Origin of the sequence: Sulfurimonas sp. NW7 (assembly GCF_051132265.1) — a bacterium.
GTDB classification, from domain to species: domain Bacteria; phylum Campylobacterota; class Campylobacteria; order Campylobacterales; family Sulfurimonadaceae; genus Sulfurimonas; species Sulfurimonas hydrogeniphila.
Genome location: NZ_CP093235.1, coordinates 1,129,106 through 1,145,888, shown reverse-complemented (window position 1 = coordinate 1,145,888; position 16,783 = coordinate 1,129,106). Strand labels below are relative to the sequence as shown.

The 16,783-nt window shown below is 37.6% G+C and carries 22 protein-coding genes; 8 read left to right on the top strand and 14 right to left on the bottom strand.

What is annotated here, in order from left to right; translation table 11 throughout:
- Entirely contained in the window at positions 1-1,446 is a 1,446-nt protein-coding gene (gene thiI / locus MLC35_RS05965) for a tRNA uracil 4-sulfurtransferase ThiI (protein WP_434636142.1), read from the top strand.
- A gap of 7 nt (positions 1,447-1,453) precedes the next feature.
- Here the strand turns inward: thiI and adk are convergent, their stop codons facing one another.
- Positions 1,454-2,104 carry an adenylate kinase gene (gene adk, locus MLC35_RS05960; RefSeq protein ID WP_346388743.1) on the bottom strand — a complete coding sequence of 217 codons (651 nt, stop codon included), beginning with the start codon at positions 2,102-2,104 and terminating at the stop codon, positions 1,454-1,456.
- A complete protein-coding gene (locus tag MLC35_RS05955; RefSeq protein WP_151900355.1) occupies positions 2,101-2,400 on the bottom strand; it encodes a hypothetical protein in 300 nt (99 codons plus the stop codon). Before MLC35_RS05955 ends, adk begins: the two co-directional genes overlap by 4 nt.
- A 59-nt stretch (positions 2,401-2,459) precedes the next feature.
- Between MLC35_RS05955 and MLC35_RS05950 the strand changes: the two genes are divergently transcribed.
- From MLC35_RS05950 to MLC35_RS05940, 3 genes are all read left to right on the top strand, one after another.
- Positions 2,460-3,191, top strand: a complete 732-nt coding sequence (locus MLC35_RS05950) for a competence/damage-inducible protein A (RefSeq protein ID WP_434636139.1) — start codon at positions 2,460-2,462, stop codon at positions 3,189-3,191.
- A 163-nt stretch (positions 3,192-3,354) separates the two neighbouring features.
- Positions 3,355-3,954 carry a DUF6166 domain-containing protein gene (locus MLC35_RS05945; protein WP_434636136.1) on the top strand — a complete coding sequence of 200 codons (600 nt, stop codon included), beginning with the start codon at positions 3,355-3,357 and terminating at the stop codon, positions 3,952-3,954.
- 11 nt (positions 3,955-3,965) lie between these two features.
- Complete coding sequence (locus tag MLC35_RS05940; RefSeq protein WP_151900358.1) at positions 3,966-4,157, top strand: hypothetical protein; 192 nt, start codon at positions 3,966-3,968, stop codon at positions 4,155-4,157.
- Between the two features lies 1 nt (position 4,158).
- On the opposite strand, the gene MLC35_RS05935 is transcribed toward MLC35_RS05940, so the two are convergent.
- A complete protein-coding gene (locus tag MLC35_RS05935; protein ID WP_434636133.1) occupies positions 4,159-4,662 on the bottom strand; it encodes an ankyrin repeat domain-containing protein in 504 nt (167 codons plus the stop codon).
- 97 nt (positions 4,663-4,759) lie between these two features.
- On the opposite strand from MLC35_RS05935, the gene MLC35_RS05930 reads away from it, so the two are divergent.
- From MLC35_RS05930 to MLC35_RS05920, 3 genes are all read left to right on the top strand, one after another.
- Positions 4,760-5,959 carry a tetrahydrodipicolinate N-succinyltransferase N-terminal domain-containing protein gene (locus MLC35_RS05930; protein ID WP_346388740.1) on the top strand — a complete coding sequence of 400 codons (1,200 nt, stop codon included), beginning with the start codon at positions 4,760-4,762 and terminating at the stop codon, positions 5,957-5,959.
- 120 nt (positions 5,960-6,079) lie between these two features.
- The gene (locus tag MLC35_RS05925) at positions 6,080-6,763 is read left to right on the top strand and encodes a hypothetical protein (protein WP_418641390.1); all 684 of its coding nucleotides are present in this window, start codon (positions 6,080-6,082) and stop codon (positions 6,761-6,763) included.
- Positions 6,764-6,801: 38 nt separating this feature from the next.
- Positions 6,802-7,107, top strand: a complete 306-nt coding sequence (locus tag MLC35_RS05920) for a flagellar basal body protein (protein WP_346388738.1) — start codon at positions 6,802-6,804, stop codon at positions 7,105-7,107.
- On the opposite strand, the gene MLC35_RS05915 is transcribed toward MLC35_RS05920, so the two are convergent.
- The 11 genes from MLC35_RS05915 to MLC35_RS05865 all read right to left on the bottom strand — a co-directional run bounded on the left by MLC35_RS05915 (position 7,108) and on the right by MLC35_RS05865 (position 14,796).
- Complete coding sequence (locus MLC35_RS05915; RefSeq protein WP_434636130.1) at positions 7,108-8,430, bottom strand: NlpC/P60 family N-terminal domain-containing protein; 1,323 nt, start codon at positions 8,428-8,430, stop codon at positions 7,108-7,110.
- Positions 8,431-8,439: 9 nt separating this feature from the next.
- Positions 8,440-9,099 carry a LexA family transcriptional regulator gene (locus MLC35_RS05910; protein ID WP_151900364.1) on the bottom strand — a complete coding sequence of 220 codons (660 nt, stop codon included), beginning with the start codon at positions 9,097-9,099 and terminating at the stop codon, positions 8,440-8,442.
- A 221-nt stretch (positions 9,100-9,320) separates the two neighbouring features.
- Positions 9,321-9,443 carry a hypothetical protein gene (locus tag MLC35_RS05905; protein ID WP_269138909.1) on the bottom strand — a complete coding sequence of 41 codons (123 nt, stop codon included), beginning with the start codon at positions 9,441-9,443 and terminating at the stop codon, positions 9,321-9,323.
- A gap of 3 nt (positions 9,444-9,446) precedes the next feature.
- Positions 9,447-9,917, bottom strand: coding sequence for a tRNA (cytidine(34)-2'-O)-methyltransferase (locus MLC35_RS05900; protein ID WP_434636127.1), 471 nt, complete (start codon positions 9,915-9,917; stop codon positions 9,447-9,449).
- A complete protein-coding gene (gene purU, locus MLC35_RS05895) occupies positions 9,917-10,753 on the bottom strand; it encodes a formyltetrahydrofolate deformylase (protein ID WP_434636124.1) in 837 nt (278 codons plus the stop codon). The genes MLC35_RS05900 and purU overlap by 1 nt, the downstream gene beginning before the upstream one ends.
- Positions 10,754-11,080 (bottom strand): CiaD-like domain-containing protein, encoded by a 327-nt coding sequence (locus tag MLC35_RS05890; RefSeq protein ID WP_346388735.1) that lies wholly within the window; start codon positions 11,078-11,080, stop codon positions 10,754-10,756.
- Positions 11,071-11,319 (bottom strand): tetratricopeptide repeat protein, encoded by a 249-nt coding sequence (locus tag MLC35_RS05885; protein WP_151900368.1) that lies wholly within the window; start codon positions 11,317-11,319, stop codon positions 11,071-11,073. The genes MLC35_RS05890 and MLC35_RS05885 overlap by 10 nt, the downstream gene beginning before the upstream one ends.
- Positions 11,320-11,330: 11 nt before the next feature.
- Positions 11,331-12,398, bottom strand: coding sequence for a 3-isopropylmalate dehydrogenase (leuB, locus tag MLC35_RS05880; RefSeq protein ID WP_151900369.1), 1,068 nt, complete (start codon positions 12,396-12,398; stop codon positions 11,331-11,333).
- On the bottom strand, positions 12,399-12,905 hold the full coding sequence (locus tag MLC35_RS05875; RefSeq protein ID WP_151900370.1) for a 3-isopropylmalate dehydratase small subunit: 507 nt from the start codon (positions 12,903-12,905) through the stop codon (positions 12,399-12,401). It abuts the gene before it with no gap.
- A gap of 131 nt (positions 12,906-13,036) precedes the next feature.
- Entirely contained in the window at positions 13,037-13,825 is a 789-nt protein-coding gene (gene flgG, locus MLC35_RS05870) for a flagellar basal-body rod protein FlgG (RefSeq protein ID WP_151900371.1), read from the bottom strand.
- Between the two features lie 149 nt (positions 13,826-13,974).
- Complete coding sequence (locus tag MLC35_RS05865) at positions 13,975-14,796, bottom strand: flagellar hook-basal body protein (protein ID WP_418641386.1); 822 nt, start codon at positions 14,794-14,796, stop codon at positions 13,975-13,977.
- 139 nt (positions 14,797-14,935) lie between these two features.
- On the opposite strand from MLC35_RS05865, the gene rpoD reads away from it, so the two are divergent.
- The gene (gene rpoD, locus MLC35_RS05860) at positions 14,936-16,777 is read left to right on the top strand and encodes an RNA polymerase sigma factor RpoD (RefSeq protein ID WP_151900373.1); all 1,842 of its coding nucleotides are present in this window, start codon (positions 14,936-14,938) and stop codon (positions 16,775-16,777) included.
- Positions 16,778-16,783 lie beyond the last annotated feature (6 nt).

The following is a 16,783-nucleotide window of genomic DNA, read 5'->3' as shown; positions in this document are numbered from 1 at the left end:
GTGCAAAAATTCATTTTAAAACTTTTCCCCGAAATTATGATCAAAGGACCCTCTGCAAAACGCCAGATGGTCGGTCAACTCTACAACAACCTGCTCACAATTTTACAGCGTATAGACACAAAAATCGAAGTCAAAAAATTCTCTGACAAAATGGAAGTTTTAACCCCCGAAGATGTTTTGCCTGAGGTAAGACAAAAACTTTTGGATACTCCCGGCATTGAACAGATTCTTGAAGTGCTGCAGTTTGATGACATGGATACTATTGAGAAAATCAAAACAAAAGTATGCGAACTTGTTGCCGATTCTTTGGATGACAAGACATTTGTTGTCAGAGTAAAACGAACCGGAAAACATACTTTCAGTTCCATAGATATAGAAAGAACAGTAGGTGGGCATCTTTTGGCAAACTCAAATGCAAAAAGTGTTTCTTTAAAACATCCCGATGTGATTATACAAATGGAACTCATCCAAAATCAGCTCAATCTCATTACCACAAAGTACAAAGGACTCAGCGGATTTCCTATTGGCACACAGGGCGATATTCTCTCTTTGATGTCCGGTGGTTTTGACTCTACTGTGGCTTCGTATCTGACAATGAAACGGGGTATAAAAACGCATTTTATTTTCTTCAATCTTGGCGGTATGGCGCATGAAATAGGTGTGAAACAGGTTGCCCTCTATCTTTGGAACAAATTCGGATCTTCTCACAAGGTCAAATTTGTCTCCGTTGCCTTTGATCATGTGCTTACAGAAATTTTCAGAGCAACACCGCCGACATACATGGGTGTTATGCTCAAACGTTTAATGCTCAGAGCATCTGAACAGGTAGCCGATGCTATGGAGATTGATGCCCTTGTGACCGGTGAGAGTGTTGCGCAGGTATCAAGTCAGACACTTCGTAACCTTGCGCTCATAGACCAGGTAACGAACAAGCTTATTTTGCGTCCTCTCGCAACAATGAACAAGCCCGAAATTATGAACATGGCCAATGAAATCGGCACACGCCATTTTGCTGAAAGTATGCCCGAATACTGTGGTGTTATTTCTCAAAATCCAATTACGCACGGTTCTTTCAAGCGTATGGAAAAAGTGGCAGAAAAATTTAACTATGATATACTTGATGCAGCAGTGCAAAATGCACAATATTTAAGTATTGATGAAATAATAGATGACATTACAAATCTGGCACCTGTTGAAGTTGTTCATACTTTGAAAAACGGTGATTTTACGGTGATAGATATTCGTCCGGAAGAAGAGTGTATTGCGCTTACATGTAACACGCTCAAGATACCTTTTCACAAACTAAAAACAGAGTTTGACAAGCTTCCACAGGACAAAGAGTATCTTCTGTACTGTGACAAAGGCATCATGAGCCAATTGCATGCACAGTACTTACGGGATGCCAAAGGCTGTGAAAATATCCGGGTCTACCGACCCGAATCATAGCAGACGGTTATTCACCAAGTTGTGAAACAATCGCTTTTTCAACATCTGCGATATCAGCAGTGCCGTCAACTCTGATATATTTGATATTCGGATTTTTTTCAGCCTGTTCTTTGTAGTAGTCTATGAGCGGTTCTGTCTGCTCATGGTAGACTTTCAGTCTGTCCTGTACCACTTCTTCTTTGTCATCATCACGCTGTACCAAATCTTCACCCGTTTCATCATCCTTGCCTTCTACTTTTGGCGGATTGTAAACAACATGATAGGTTCTCCCACTTGCCAGATGCGCGCGTCTTCCTGACATACGTTTGACTATCTCTTCATCCGGTACATCTATCTCTATCACGGCATCAATCGCAATTCCTGCATTCGTTACTGCATCTGCTTGAGGCAGTGTACGGGGAAACCCGTCTAAAAGATAGCCGTTTTTACAGTCATCCTGTGCAATTCTGTCTTTGACAAGTCCTATAATAATCTCATCTGTCACGAGCTGTCCCGCATCCATAGCCGCTTTTGCCATTTTTCCCATCTCAGTTCCCGCTTTGATTGCGGCACGAAGCATATCGCCTGTAGAAATCTGCGGGATATTGTACTTCTTGGTTAAAAACTGCGCCTGTGTCCCTTTTCCTGCACCCGGAGCGCCTAAAAGAATTATTCTCATTTATTTTCCTCCTCTTCTTTAAATCCAAAATCTTCTTCATCTTCACACTCTTGAGCAGCCAATATGTCCGCTACAAGCTCTTTTGCCTCTTCTTCTTCCATATCACCGTTTTTAATGTCTTCTATAACATCTTCGAGGTCAGATTTGAATTCACGGAGTTCTTCTATTTCCTCTTTGGCATCCTGTGTTGCCTCTTTGTTTCCGGCTATCTCTTCAAAAATCTCATCGAGTCTTTCTGTAATATCGGGAATAACACTTTTCGTCAGCAGTTCTTCTAATTTTTCTATATGTGACATTTTCTGTCCTTATTAATTGTTTATGAAATAATACTATAATTATGTAAAAAAGTAATGCTATGAACTTTTATGCAGTTATTATTGGAACAGAAATTCTTAACGGAAGACGCGTTGACAAACATTTTGAATTTTTAAAAAATGAACTTGCAAAATACGGGCATGAACTTTGTGCCTCTTTTGTCATCAAAGACGATGTCGGACTGATGAAACGCACCTATAAAATGATACGCGACGACAAAGAAGCAGTGATGTTCTCTTTTGGCGGTATCGGTTCGACTCCCGATGATTTGACACGGGAGGTGGCCGCGGAAGTTTTCAGAAATTCCAAGCCCGTAACACATGAAAAATTCAAACAAGACATTATCAAAAAATTTGGTGACGAGGCATATCCTCATCGTATCCACATGGCGGAGATACCGCCAAATGCAGAACTTCTGCCGAATCCGGTAAACAACATGTCCGGTTTTGCTTTAGACAGGAGGTTCTTTTTTATGCCGGGTTTCCCCTCGATGTCCCATCCAATGAGCAGTGAAATAATAAAAAAATATTTTTCACAGGCAAGGAAAAAATACAGATATACACTGCTGGCAGAAACAAGTGAAAATACACTCATTGATGTTATGCAAAAACTCCCAAAAAACATTGAGCTTTCTTCCCTGCCAATTTTTATACAGAACAAACCGAATGTGGAACTCTCTTTAAGCGGAGAAAACAATGAAGAAGTAAAAAAATATTTTGATATGTTTCAAGAGGAACTTTCACGCAAACATATACCATTTAAAAAATTATAAACCAAAGAATTTTATCATGTTAGTTTGATTATTGGTACTTTTATTGCTTTTATCTCTTATATATGTTGTTTATCTTAACACCTCATAAAAATGAGTTTAAAGAAAAAGAGGAACAGCATTGCACTTTTAACATATAAGAGAAAATAAAACTATGGCATTAATAATGAATAACCATGTCTTCAAAGGGCATAAGACTTTACTGGGCAATAAATTTGTAACATATAAAGAACTGAACCTCCCGAGTCGTACCGATATATACCAATACGCCAAGAATGGTTTTGACTGGGGAAACACCTCAAAAGGTGCCTTGCAACTTGCTTTTGCAATACTCTACCAACTCAGCAATAAAGAAACAGCACAGATGTATGCAAAAGAGTTTTGTGAAGATGTTGTCAAACAGCTTAATTCCCGCGACTGGGTTTTAGAAGCTTCAAATGTTCTTGCCTGGATGGATACGAATTGTACTACAGTTACTGAGATACAGCAAAAAAAACCAAAACAAAAAAGATTAAAACCTGCAAACAGAAAAATCAAAAAAGACAAATCAAATGTTGTCAAAGATATTTGCAAAGAGCTTCAAATCACACAAAAACAACTCGCCGAAGTCCTTGAAGTACCCGAAGGCACCGTCAGCAGTTGGGCTGTTAAAAATGAAATTCCCAGACTCGGCAAAAAAGCCATAGAATTTTATATACAAAATACAAAAAACCAAAAAATCGTTGACAGCTACAGAAGTTTTATAGAACTTCTGCAAGCATCATAACAAGGATACCCTTGAAACCAAAAGATGAAGTGACAAGAAGTTTGTTAATTGACAAAAACACATGGGATGAAGCGATGAAATACTCACGCAGTCGCTACAAAATGAGCCTGAGCAAAGTTGTTGAATCTTTGCTTCAGGAATGGCTTGCCAAAGAGAAAAGGAAACCTCTCGACAACACAAAACAAAAGAAGTTTTTTGAATAAACTACCTTGCATATCCGATATTTTTAGGTGCAGTTTCATCATAGTCAAAAAGTTCGAGTATGCTCTTTTTATTCATTTTTCTGGCAAAATCTACGGCACTGAAACCTTTTAAGTCCCGTACATTTTTGTCGGCACCATGTTTTAAAAGAAGTTTGGCAATTTCAACTCTTCCGTAACATGCTGCACCCATCAATGCGGTAAAACCGCTTTTTCTTGTCGTTTCATTTACTTTTTTACCCTGCTCTATCAGATGTTTGACTATTTCAATTTTATCATAGGTAATTGCCATATCAAAAATACTGACACCTTCATCATCGCAGTCAAAAATGTCTGCCCCGTTGCTTATGAGCAGCATTATTGTCTCATCTGAGCACTGTGCACGTAATGCACAGGCAAGTACAGACTCTCCCGCCTCATTCTTTTGGGAAAGTTTCCCGCCATTTTTTATATGTTTTTTTATACCAAGATAATCATCGTTTTTTAGTAGTTCAAGCCAAGTGTTCAAAATATTCTCTTTTTATTTTATTATTTAAATTATATACTAAACTTCGTTAGTAGTTTTTAAGTATAATTGCAAATCAAATTAATTAAGTGAGAATTCAATGGACGTTATTCAAACAGCAGATGCATTTAAAGCATTGGTAAACAATATTAAAACAAACACAACCGGATACAAAGATCCTTTGGCTTTTGGTATAGCACGAGTAGACTTGGGACAGTTAAATGTCAACAAGTCTCTTCAGGCGACCTACCCGGTAATCAACTGGGATGAAAATTTTGGCAGTGCCGCGATTTTCATCCAGGCACTTGCAGATCAGGGAATTACAGTAGATTTTACACAAAATGAAGTCGTATGTGACATAAATTTACAGTTTTTAAAAGATTGTCTCAATGCTTTTACCCCTTATTCTGACGAAGCACACGGTGATGCACACAAAAACATTCAAGTAGTTTCAGCACTCTATTCTCAAATAGTAAACAACGGAAGTCTTGAAGGCGAATTCAAAGTATGCTTTATATTTGAAGATGCGCCTTGCGAAAGTGTAGAAGCAACCTATCTAAAACTGTATGCAATTTCTCTTGCAAAAGTAGGACTTCGCGAAATCAATCTTAACGGTGCCTTCGGTGCATTGCCGAATGTTGCATGGTCTAACGGACAACCGATAGAACTTGATTATTTACGAGAGTTTGAAATTGAACTCAAACTTGCAAATGAGTATCCGCATATTGATTTTGTAGACAAATTTCCAAGATTTTTACAGCACATTATTCCTGCAGACAATACACGTATACTTGACACTTCCAAAGTACGTTTCGGTGCACAGCTTGCAGCCGGGACAACTGTAATGCCGGGGGCTTCATACATCAACTTTAATGCAGGAACAACCGGTGTAAGCATGGTGGAAGGTCGTATTTCTTCTTCTGCGATTGTTGGTGACGGTTCTGATGTCGGAGGCGGCGCTTCAATTCTTGGTGTTCTTTCAGGGACAGATGGAAATCCGATCAGTATCGGCAAAAACTGTCTTTTGGGAGCCAACTCTGTTTGTGGTATTCCTTTGGGAGATGGCTGTATTATAGATGCCGGTCTGGCAATTCTTGAAGGAACAAAAGTAGGTATTTACCCAACTGAACTTGAAAAAATCAGAGAAGTAAACAAAGGCATAGCTATTGAAGGGGAAATTTTCAAAGCAAAACAACTCTCTTTTTTCAATGGACTTCACTTCCGACAAAACTCTCTAACCGGAGAAATCACTGCATCACGATCTACTCGAGAAATTAAACTCAACGCTGACCTGCACTAGGTTTAGACTAAATATTGAAGAACTGTTCTTCAATATTTATTATATTTGGGCACTTAGCTGCTAACACTCTGCTAACAGAATTTTTTTACAATACTAATAATATCAACAAAAGGAAAAATCATGAAAAAAACTATTATCAGCCTGTCACTTATCACTACTGTCCTGCTTTTTGGAAATGACAATATCAATACGACACAGTTTTTAAACAGCGCGATTGAAGATGCGTATGACATACATGACACATTTAAGAACAAAACAGATACTCTGCTAAAAAGTGATGAAGCTTTACAGGCTTATGCCAAAGAAGTTGTAAATTTTGAATCAAAACTTGAAACATTTCTAAACAACAGCACAAAAGAATTTCAATCAACAAAAGATGCACTCAATGCCTTGGATGATGTAGAACAGTTAAGTACACAAATAACAGTATTGGCAAAAACAACAGCTTATCTTGCAGCACATCAGGCTGACAATACAAATGAGAGCTACAATAATACTATACAGACAATGTCAAAAACAATACTCAGACTTTCCGATGATATTGGCACTATGGCAGATAGAATTGGTGAAATGGCAGACAAAATTGGTGTAATGGCAGACAGAATTGTACAAACACAAGAAATTCAATCCAAAAACTACACTGCAACCCTGCAGTTATCTCAATATGCTATGAATCTGGCTTCCAACCAAGGCGAAGCTTCCCGTAATATGTCAACAAACAACTTAACAACTTCTATGTCAAATAGTATGCAGAGTCAAAATATGAATCAAAACAATCCCCAGGGCAGTATTCCTATGCGCTAAAACTTTATGCTATAATTAGAACATATGAGGAGGCGTTTATGAGTATTTCAAATAATATTGCATCCATTCAGGCAAATACAAATGTCCTGAATGTCACTGCAAATAATATTGCAAATGTCAATACAGAAGGATTTGTCCCAAAAGATGCAAAAATATCCACTCAGTCTAATTCTTTACATGTAAACATAAGAGAAGCAGACAACAACGGTTCAAAAAAGAGTCAAACGGATTTGGCAAAAGAGATTCCTGATGAAATTATTGCCCAAGAGAGTGTAGCAGTGAATGTCAATGTCATTAAAACCCAAAATGAGATGATGGGAACACTTTTGGATATAAAAACATAATTAACGGGTCACAATATTCATACTTTTGAGATTTTTTAAAAAAGAGGCACTCTCATCAAAATCAGACAAGTTGCTTCCCAGTTGAAGAGTGCTAAAAACTGTTTTACCAATGATATATCTTCCCTCAACGCCATGCCTTAGTGTTTTTATGCCCCAGAGATTTTGAAAAACAACTATCTTGTTGTTTTTCGTTCCAACATACAAAGCTATATGCCCTTTTCTGTACAACAGAGTTTCAAAAGGGACTCCGTATCGTTGAATCATTTTTATTTTTTTCTCATCAGAGATATTTTCTAAAGATATGACTTTGCCTACTCTGCTTTGCTGATAAGAATTTCTTGGCAACCAGATACCAAACGGTGCAAAAAAATCTCTTAGCGTAGAAGAACAATCTCTCTGATTGTATATGCCACCCCATCCGTAGTTTACATGTAAGAGTTCGCCCATTACAAGATTGATGTTTTTTGCATTAAATTTCAGTATTCCCTTATGTCCGATTTTCCTATTGACTGAAGTGTTTACACAATAGGGTTCTTTCAACATGTATTCTGCTATAGTTAAAATGTGAAACTCTTTTTGATTTTGGCTGATGATTGGAAACATTGTTCCCAGAGTGGATTTAAATAAAAAATCTTTTTTGGGTGTATACAAAGGAACATTGTCCTGTAAAACAAATACCTGTTGTGCCTTTTGCCACATTTCTGCACATTTCCTGTCCATATAGACAATGTCTCGTGCGTGTACCCATCCGTAAGCAAAGCTGGACTTGACAAATACCCACTCTCTGTCTTTTGAATAGTGTGAAATAAAAAGCGGCTTATTCGCGGCAACGGTAGAGTTTTGCATGTAGTCAAAAGGAAAGCCCTCGCCTGCTTTATTCGGGTCTCTCAAAACCGGCCTGGTGGTAGGAAAAGCTCTGATACTCACCTTTCTCAGGGTAATTGCCTGTTTATTTACACTGGAATAGGCTTCAAAATTAGAATTATTTTTTATTTGTTTAAAAAAACTATCATCAAGTGGCTGTAAATTTTCCCCATAACTGTTTGTTGCATCAAATAATTTATATGCCCACATCGCATTTTCTAACGGAATATCCATGCTGTCAATATTCCACGGCTGAAAATACATTGTGGCAAATTTTTCTAATGACGAAATATAGCCCTTGTTTATGGCATGTGTATACTCTGAAACATCTTGGGAAATTCCGCTCAAACCTTTGATATATTCTGCTTTTGGCAACTTCTTATGAGAAGCAGTCTGTGAGGTTGTCTGCGAACATCCGCTCATCAGGACAAGCGCTAAAGATAAATACAGATACTTCAAAAAAATCCTTTAATCTACATCACCAAATCGGCTGACAACCCTGCCAACAACTTCAACCTGATTTGCATCAAGTGTTTGTGTACTGTAGACAGAATTGTCAGAGATTATATCAAGTTTTCCGTCAATTCTCTTTTGTACACGTTTTATAAAAAGTCCTGCTTCGGTTCTTATGGTAAAAATACCGCCGCGATTGATATCTGTCTTGCTTCTGTTAATAAATACAATATCATTATAACTAAAAGTAGGTTCCATTGAGTCACCCGAAACATTAATAGCTTCTATATTTTGCAGCTCTTTTTCTCCACCGAGCATAAATACAAACTGCTCAGGAATTTCAAGCTCTTCTATCTCTTCAGACTCTATGTCACTTCCTCCTCCTGCACTGGCATTGATGTCGGAAAAGTATTTGACCATATAGAATTTATTTGTTGCTTCAACCAAACTTTCAGGAGACTGTCCATACAAAAGCCAGTTTATAGAGATACTTCTTTTGGCACAAAAATCCAGTAATTCGTTAAATGGAATTTTGTTACGTCTTTTCATTGTTGCAAAATTCATCTGCGAAATACCCAATACCGCAGCAACATCTTTGTCAAAAACTTTTTTCGGAGCAACTTCATCAGAGATAATGCTTTTAATCTCTTCTACTATATCCAAGAAACTATTCATTTTGAACCCTTTTTATATTGATTTGCAATAGTATAGTCTAAAAATCAAAGAATGTCAAAAAATATTTGACAATTTGAAATATTTTTTATATTTTTTTTGAATTGTTGTACTATTAGTACATATTTATATAAAGGATGAAAAATGTCATTACTTATAAAAAATGCAGAGAGTTTGTTTGAAAAGTTTGAAAATCATTTAGAAAAATGGGCAGAAAAATTATTTTAGGATTTGAGATCTTTGTCTTTTTCACGTTCTTGCGATTTTGTTTTGTGATAGCCGGCAAATATAAAAACCATAAATAAGACAAACAAGAGTGTCATAACCGTATCAACCAAACTGTTCATTGCTTACTCCTCGGTAAAGGTAGAATAATTTTGACGGATTGCATCATAAAGAATTATTCCCGTGCTGATAGCAAGATTAAGACTGCGCCCGTCTTTTGTCATAGGAATAGTTATATTTTGTGCTTTATATTTGTTTAACAGATTTTCCGGTATTCCTTTTGTCTCACTGCCAAAAAAGATATAATCACCTTCTTTGAATTTGGCATCAAAATAGGGTTTGTCCGTTTTTGTTGTAGCAAAATAGGCATTATCAGTTATATCGTTACATGTAAAGAATTCATCAATACTTTCCCACACTTTCAAATCAAGCTTATTCCAATAATCAAGACCTGCCCGACGAACAGCTTTTTCATCTATATCAAAACCTATAGGTTTAATTAAGTGCAGCGAAGCCCCTGCATTGACACAGAGTCTGCCTATCGCTCCGGTATTGTTTGGTATTTGCGGATGTACCAATACTATGTTGAATGCCATTAAAAAATTACCGTTCTGTTTGCATAGGTAAAAATTCTGTCTTCGAGAGCCAGTTTCAATGCTTTGGAAAGAACTACTTTTTCAACATCTCTGCCGGCACGCTGCATATCTTTCCAGCTGTAGGCATGTGTTACATGGATTGTCTCCTGTGCGATAATAGGCCCTTCGTCAAGATTGTTGTTTACAAAGTGTGCTGTCGCTCCAATGATTTTCACCCCTCTGTCGTAGGCTTGTTTATAAGGATTTGCACCTATGAATGCCGGTAAAAACGAATGGTGTATATTTATGATTTTATTTTCAAATGTTTCAACAAATCTTGGTGTCAGGATTCGCATATATTTTGCCAGAACTATAAAATCAACTTCTTTGTAACTTTGAATAGCCTCAATAATTTTACTTTCATGTTCCTGACGCTCCAATCCCTGATGAGAAATCGTGATATAAGGAATATCAAACTTTTTTACAAATGATTCCAAATTATCATAATTGGAAATAACCGCTACAATATTTGCCTCAAGTTCACCCGCTTCATGACGGATCAGAATATCGCCAAGTGCATGAATCTCTTTTGTTGCCATTATTATGATGTTTTTTTTCTCAGGTTTTACGATTTTTATGCCGGAGTGTTCAGGCAATACTTCGTGTAAAGCTTTAAACAGTTCTGTATTATCAACATTCCCGTCAACAACACTACGCATAAAAAACTTGTTGCTCTCTCTGTCAACAAACTCACTGTTGGAGAGAATATTCAGATCATAACTGTAAAATATACTTGAAACTTTATGTACAAGTCCTTTTTCATCATTTGCATCTATTAAAACTCTATATTGACTCATCTACAGATTTCCTTTTTCCAGCTTTTCAACACGGGCGTCTATTGTTGCCAAAGTATATTCTAAAAAGTTAAGTGTCATGTCTACTTTGGCTTCAATATTTGCATTATTTGGCGCTTGAAAACCTTCAAAAAGGACCAAAAGCCTCTCTCTTATGGAGTTCAAATAAATCAATTCACTTTCCATGGATGTATGCGCATCATCTTTTTGCTGCGGGCGTTCTTCGGTTTCCTCAGCAAAAGTTTCCTGTTGCACTTCTTTTACACTCTCTTGCGGCAGTTCATCTTCCATTTCAGCCAGTGTTGACAATATGACATCTTTTAGTTCCATGCTTTTAATAACCACCTTTCAAACTCTTTGAACTCAACTTCGGAATCCATCTTTAAAAAATACTCTTTCATTTGAACATTTACATGTAAAAACTTTTTTCTCATACCGGAGAGTCTTCGTATAGCAATTTTGGCATCACTGTTATTTGGGTCTTTTTTTAAGACTTCCTTATAAATTTCCAATGCCTCTTCTTTTAAACCTTGCAGTTCATAAATATTTGCCAAAGTCAGAGTCTGCATATGAAATCAGCCTACTTTTCTATGTAGTTTGCAATAATTGAGCCCATTTCACTTGTTGAGCAGACTTCTTTTGCATCAAACTGAGCCAAGTCGCCTGTTCTGTAGCCTTCGCTTAATGTTTTTTTGATGGCATTGTCAATTTTGTTGGCAGCCTCTTCTTCATTAAGTGCATATCGAAGCATCATTGATGCAGAAGAAATAGTTGCTATAGGATTTGCAATCCCCTGTCCTGCAATATCAGGGGCTGAACCGTGAATAGGTTCATATACACCGATTTTAGCACCGATGGAAGCGGATGGCAGCAGTCCTATGGAACCCGAGAGCATACTTGCCTCATCACTTAATATGTCGCCAAATATATTTCCTGTAAGCATTACATCAAACTGCTTTGGATCACGGATAAGCTGCATTGCGGCATTGTCCACATACATATGGGAAAGTTCTACTTCCGGATACTCTTTTGCTACTTCTTCGACCGTCTCTCTCCATAACTGGGAAACATCCAAAACATTTGCTTTGTCGATGGAACATACACGTTTGCTGCGAGTCATTGCAATTTTAAATGCCTGATGGGCAATACGCACGATTTCATCGCGTGTATACACCATAGTGTTCCAGCCTTTGGTTGCATCGCGTCCTTTTGGCTCACCAAAATAAATACCGCCGATAAGTTCGCGAACCACCATTAAGTCAACACCGCGGACGACTTCCGGTTTTAATGAAGAAGCATTTACGAGTTCATCATATACAACTGCCGGACGCAAATTGGCATACACACCAAGCTCTTTTCTAAAACGCAAAAGACCGCTTTCAGGACGCTTTTCACGTGGAAGAGTGTCCCATTTTTCACCGCCGATAGCACCAAAAAGAACAGCATCGGAATTCAATGCTCCGGAAATTGTCTCTTGAGGAAGCGGATCACCTGTAATGTCATACGCACATCCGCCCATTAATAAATCTTCATATTTCAGAATAAACCCGCTGTATGATGCAACTGCATCCAAAACTTTTACAGCCTCGTCAATAATTTCAGGACCAATTCCATCACCTTTTATCAGTGCTATTTTGTATGATTTCATCTATTTTTTTCCTTCTACTTCATTTTTTGCAAAGTTCATTAAACCGCCTGCATCTATCAGCTCCTGCATAAAAGCAGGGATCGGAGTAAATTTATATGTTTTATCTGTACTTTGGTTTGTGATTGTGCCTGCATTCATATCAATACTGATTGCATCACCCTCCTGAATCTCATCTGCTTCTTTGAGTTCAAATATAGGCAGCCCCATATTAAATGCATTTCTGTAAAAAATTCTGGCAAATGTAGGTGCAATGATGGCAGCAACACCGGCAGCTTTTAATGCAATCGGTGCATGTTCACGAGAACTTCCGCATCCAAAATTTTCGCCTGCGACGATAACATCCCCGGGAGACATTTTATTTACAAATTCAGGATCAGCATCTTCCATTACATGTTTTGCCAGTTCTTCTGGTACTGAAGTATTTAAATATCTTGCAGCAATAATCAAATCGGTATCTATATCTTTTCCAAATTTCCAAACTTTTCCATTTATGTTTGCTTTTTGCATCTAAAATCCTATTGTTTTTACTAAATAATTTTGCGATTATATCTAAAATGTTATATGAAGTTAATTAAAAAATAATTTTACAAAAGAACTGCATTAATATTAACAAATATCAATACAGTTGCACAGCTATGTTATCGCTTGAGATTGTTTGTAGTTTGAAGCATTTCGTCACTGGTGGTAATGATTTTTGAATTTGCATCATAGGCACGTTGACCGGTAATCAAATCTGTCAGTTCAACTACCAGTTCAACATTACTGAGTTCCACAAACCCCTGTCTCAGTGTCCCGAGCCCATCAATACCGGGAATCCCTTCAACCGGTTGTCCCGAACTGTCTGTTTCAAGATAGAGATTGTCACCCATGGCATGCAAACCGGCCGGATTTATAAAATTTGTTGTTTGAATCTGTCCTATCTGTGTTGCCTGCGTCTGTCCGGGCTGAATCACTGTCACTGTTCCGTCGGTACCGATATTGATATTTGTCGCATCAGGAGGAATTACAATCTGTGGTACCAGTGTGTATCCGTCACTGTTGACAATCGTTCCGTTTTGATCTATTTTGAAAGAACCGTTTTTAGAGTAAACCTGTGTCCCGTCAGGCAGTTCCATTTTAAAAAAACCTCTGCCCGTAATAGCCAGATCCAGATTGTTATCTGTCTGCTTTAAAGATCCTTCGGAGAATATTTTATTTATTGCCGTCGGACGGACACCTAAACCAACCTCAATTCCGGTAGGACTTTTGGTTGTATCACTGGTTGATGTTCCTGCATATTCCATCACATGATACATCAAGTCAGCAAATTCTGCACGGGATTTCTTAAACCCAATAGTGTTCACATTGGCAATATTATTGGCCGTCGTATCAATTTGTGTCTGCATCCCCAACATTCCTGTTGAAGCTGTATAGAGTGATTGCATCATTTTGTTCTATCCTTAATTTTATTTCATAAAATGAAGGGAACCGTTTGTCCCTTTCAGTACGCCAAAAGAAGTAATTCTTTTAGCTGCGTTAACACTGGGTTTCCTTCGGCAGGAAGCCCACGCAACTGGTTGCTCTTAAAAAAGTCATGTTATGCTTTTTTCGCAAGTTTTTCTATTGCATCTCTGTTCATGTCATTCATTTGAGCGTCCATTACCTTTTGGTACATTCCTACGAGTCTGTTTGTTTCTATTAGCTGTGTCATCATTTTTACTGCATTTACATTGCTTTTTTCCACAAAACCCTGTCTGACTGCACCGCTTTGTTCAATACTTGTTAAAGAGTCTGTATTTGGAAGTTTATAAAGGTTGTCACCCTCTTTGATAAGATCTTTGATATTTTCAGGCTGGGCAATGAATAATTTTTTATTTTCCACCAGAGAGAGACTGTTTGGAACATTGGTAAAAATCTGCCCATTTTTATCTACTTCTATAACACTGTCCATTGTCGCAAAACTGATTCCCTCTTTTGACTTTTGATAATCACTTGGAAGTACCTCATACCCCTGTTTGGTAATGAGCTTTCCTTCATCATTGAGGGTAAAAGCACCGTCACGGGTAAGGCGTATGCCCTCGGGGGTTTTTACTGCAAAGAACAATCCCTCTCTAGAAAGTGCAAAATCCAAAGAGTTTGAACTTTTTTGCATATTTCCAACAGAATAGTCAGTATAAGAGTCTACTATCTGCGGTGCCCGTGTCATTGTTCTGTTGAGAAATGCCGCACCCTCTTTGGAATTGTCACTATTTGGAAGCTCATCTCTGGCCTCTTTATACAGCCGCATAAAATCACCGACAATAAGCTGATCTTCTTTAAAACCGTTTGTATTCACATTTGCCAAATTATTTGCAATGGTATCAAGTCTGTTAAACTGCGTTACCATCCCGGCAGCAGAACTGTAATAGCCTGTTTGCATTTATTGCCCCTGTATTGATTTACATGTAATAAGCAATGTCCGTTCCAACAAAATTTTATTCAGAAAAAAGCATCTGTTAAGAATATTTCGGTATAATCCACCTTTTAAAAACCTTAACTCAATTGGAGCACCCTCCCATATGACAGCAAAAGAACTCAACAAAGCTTTAGAGACCTTTTTTGAAGAGCACAAGTCCAAAGATTGTGTCACTTATGAATCTTTAATCGAATTTTTTGACAAACAGCCTACAGCTGCCCAGGCAAAAAATATTTATAAACTTCTCCAAAAACACAAAAAATGTATTTATACATCCAGCGAACATGCTAAAAAACTAAATGACCAGGAAGCAGAAGCACGCAGAAGCGCCCAGCGAAAAATGCTCGAAGACAATGAGACAGACAAATTTGATATTTTAAAAGAGCATGAACTTCTTGAATGGTCCCGCTCAGATTCTCCTGTTCGTATGTATCTTCGGGAAATGGGACAAATTCCACTTCTGACAAAGGAAGAAGAGATTGAAATTTCTAAAAAAATAGAAGCCGGAGAAAGCATTATTATAGATGCCATATGTTCTGTTCCCTATTTGATAGATTTCATTCTAGACTACAAAGAACCTCTTATCAACCGGGAAAGACGCGTCAAAGAACTCTTTAAAAGTTTTGAAGACGAAAAAGATGACGGAGATGATGATACAGATGATGACTCTGCAGAAAAAACATTGTCTGTAAAAGACAAAAGCAGAGTTGAAAAAGTATCTACAAGTTTCAAAGCTTTGGAAAAAGCGAAAAAAGACTGGGTAAAAGCCACAGAAAAAGCACCTGAAAATCTTGACGGAGAACTTACAGAAGAAATTGTGCATTACTACTTGACTGTAACCTATAAAAAATCTGTACTCAAAGAAAAACTTCTTGACCTCGGACCTACTTCAAAGCTGATAAATGAATTGGTAAAAGCAATGGAAACAACACTCAAAAGTGATGAAGGGTACGATAAAGAGTTGAAACGTTTAGAGTACAAACTGCCTCTTTTTAATGCCACATTAAAAGCAAATCATAAAATTTTAGTGGAAAAGATTCAGGATCTGACAAAAGAAGATATTGCCAATATGGTTCCTGAAGCAACAATGGTTTCAACCTATATGGAAATTAAAAAACTGGTACAGACAAAAGAGGCTTCAAAAAACAGCTTTGATATGGAACCGGAAAAACTTGCTGATATTTTAGAGCAGATCAAACGCGGTAAAAATATCTCGGAAATTTCCAAAACAAAAATGGCAAAATCAAACCTGCGTCTTGTAGTTTCCATTGCCAAGCGCTATACCAATCGCGGTTTGCCTTTCCTCGACCTTATCCAGGAAGGAAATATCGGTCTTATGAAAGCAGTTGACAAATTTGAATATCAAAAAGGATACAAATTTTCAACCTACGCAACATGGTGGATTCGTCAGGCTATTTCCCGTGCTATTGCCGATCAGGCCAGAACAATCCGTATCCCTATTCATATGATTGAAACGATTAACCGTATCAATAAAATTATGCGTAAACACCTGCAGGAAAACGGAAAAGAGCCGGATGTTGATACAATTGCACAGGAAGTCGGCTTATCAGTTGAAAAAGTCAAAAATGTCATCAAAATCACCAAAGAGCCTATCTCTCTTGAAGCTCCTATCGGCAGCGAGGATGACGGCCGTTTTGGAGACTTTATAGAAGATAAAACATCTCTTTCTCCTTCTGATGCAATTTTAAAAGATGACTTGAGAATTCAGATTGAACAGGTTCTTGAGCAGTTAAACGAAAGAGAAAAAGCCGTTATCAAACTCCGTTTCGGAATTATGGATGATGAGAGTGACAGAACACTCGAAGAGATTGGGAAAGAACTCAGTGTAACCCGTGAGCGTGTTCGTCAAATTGAATCAAGCGCCATCAAAAAACTCAAACATCCTAAAGTTGGACGAAAACTCAAAAACTATATCGAAGAATAATGATGA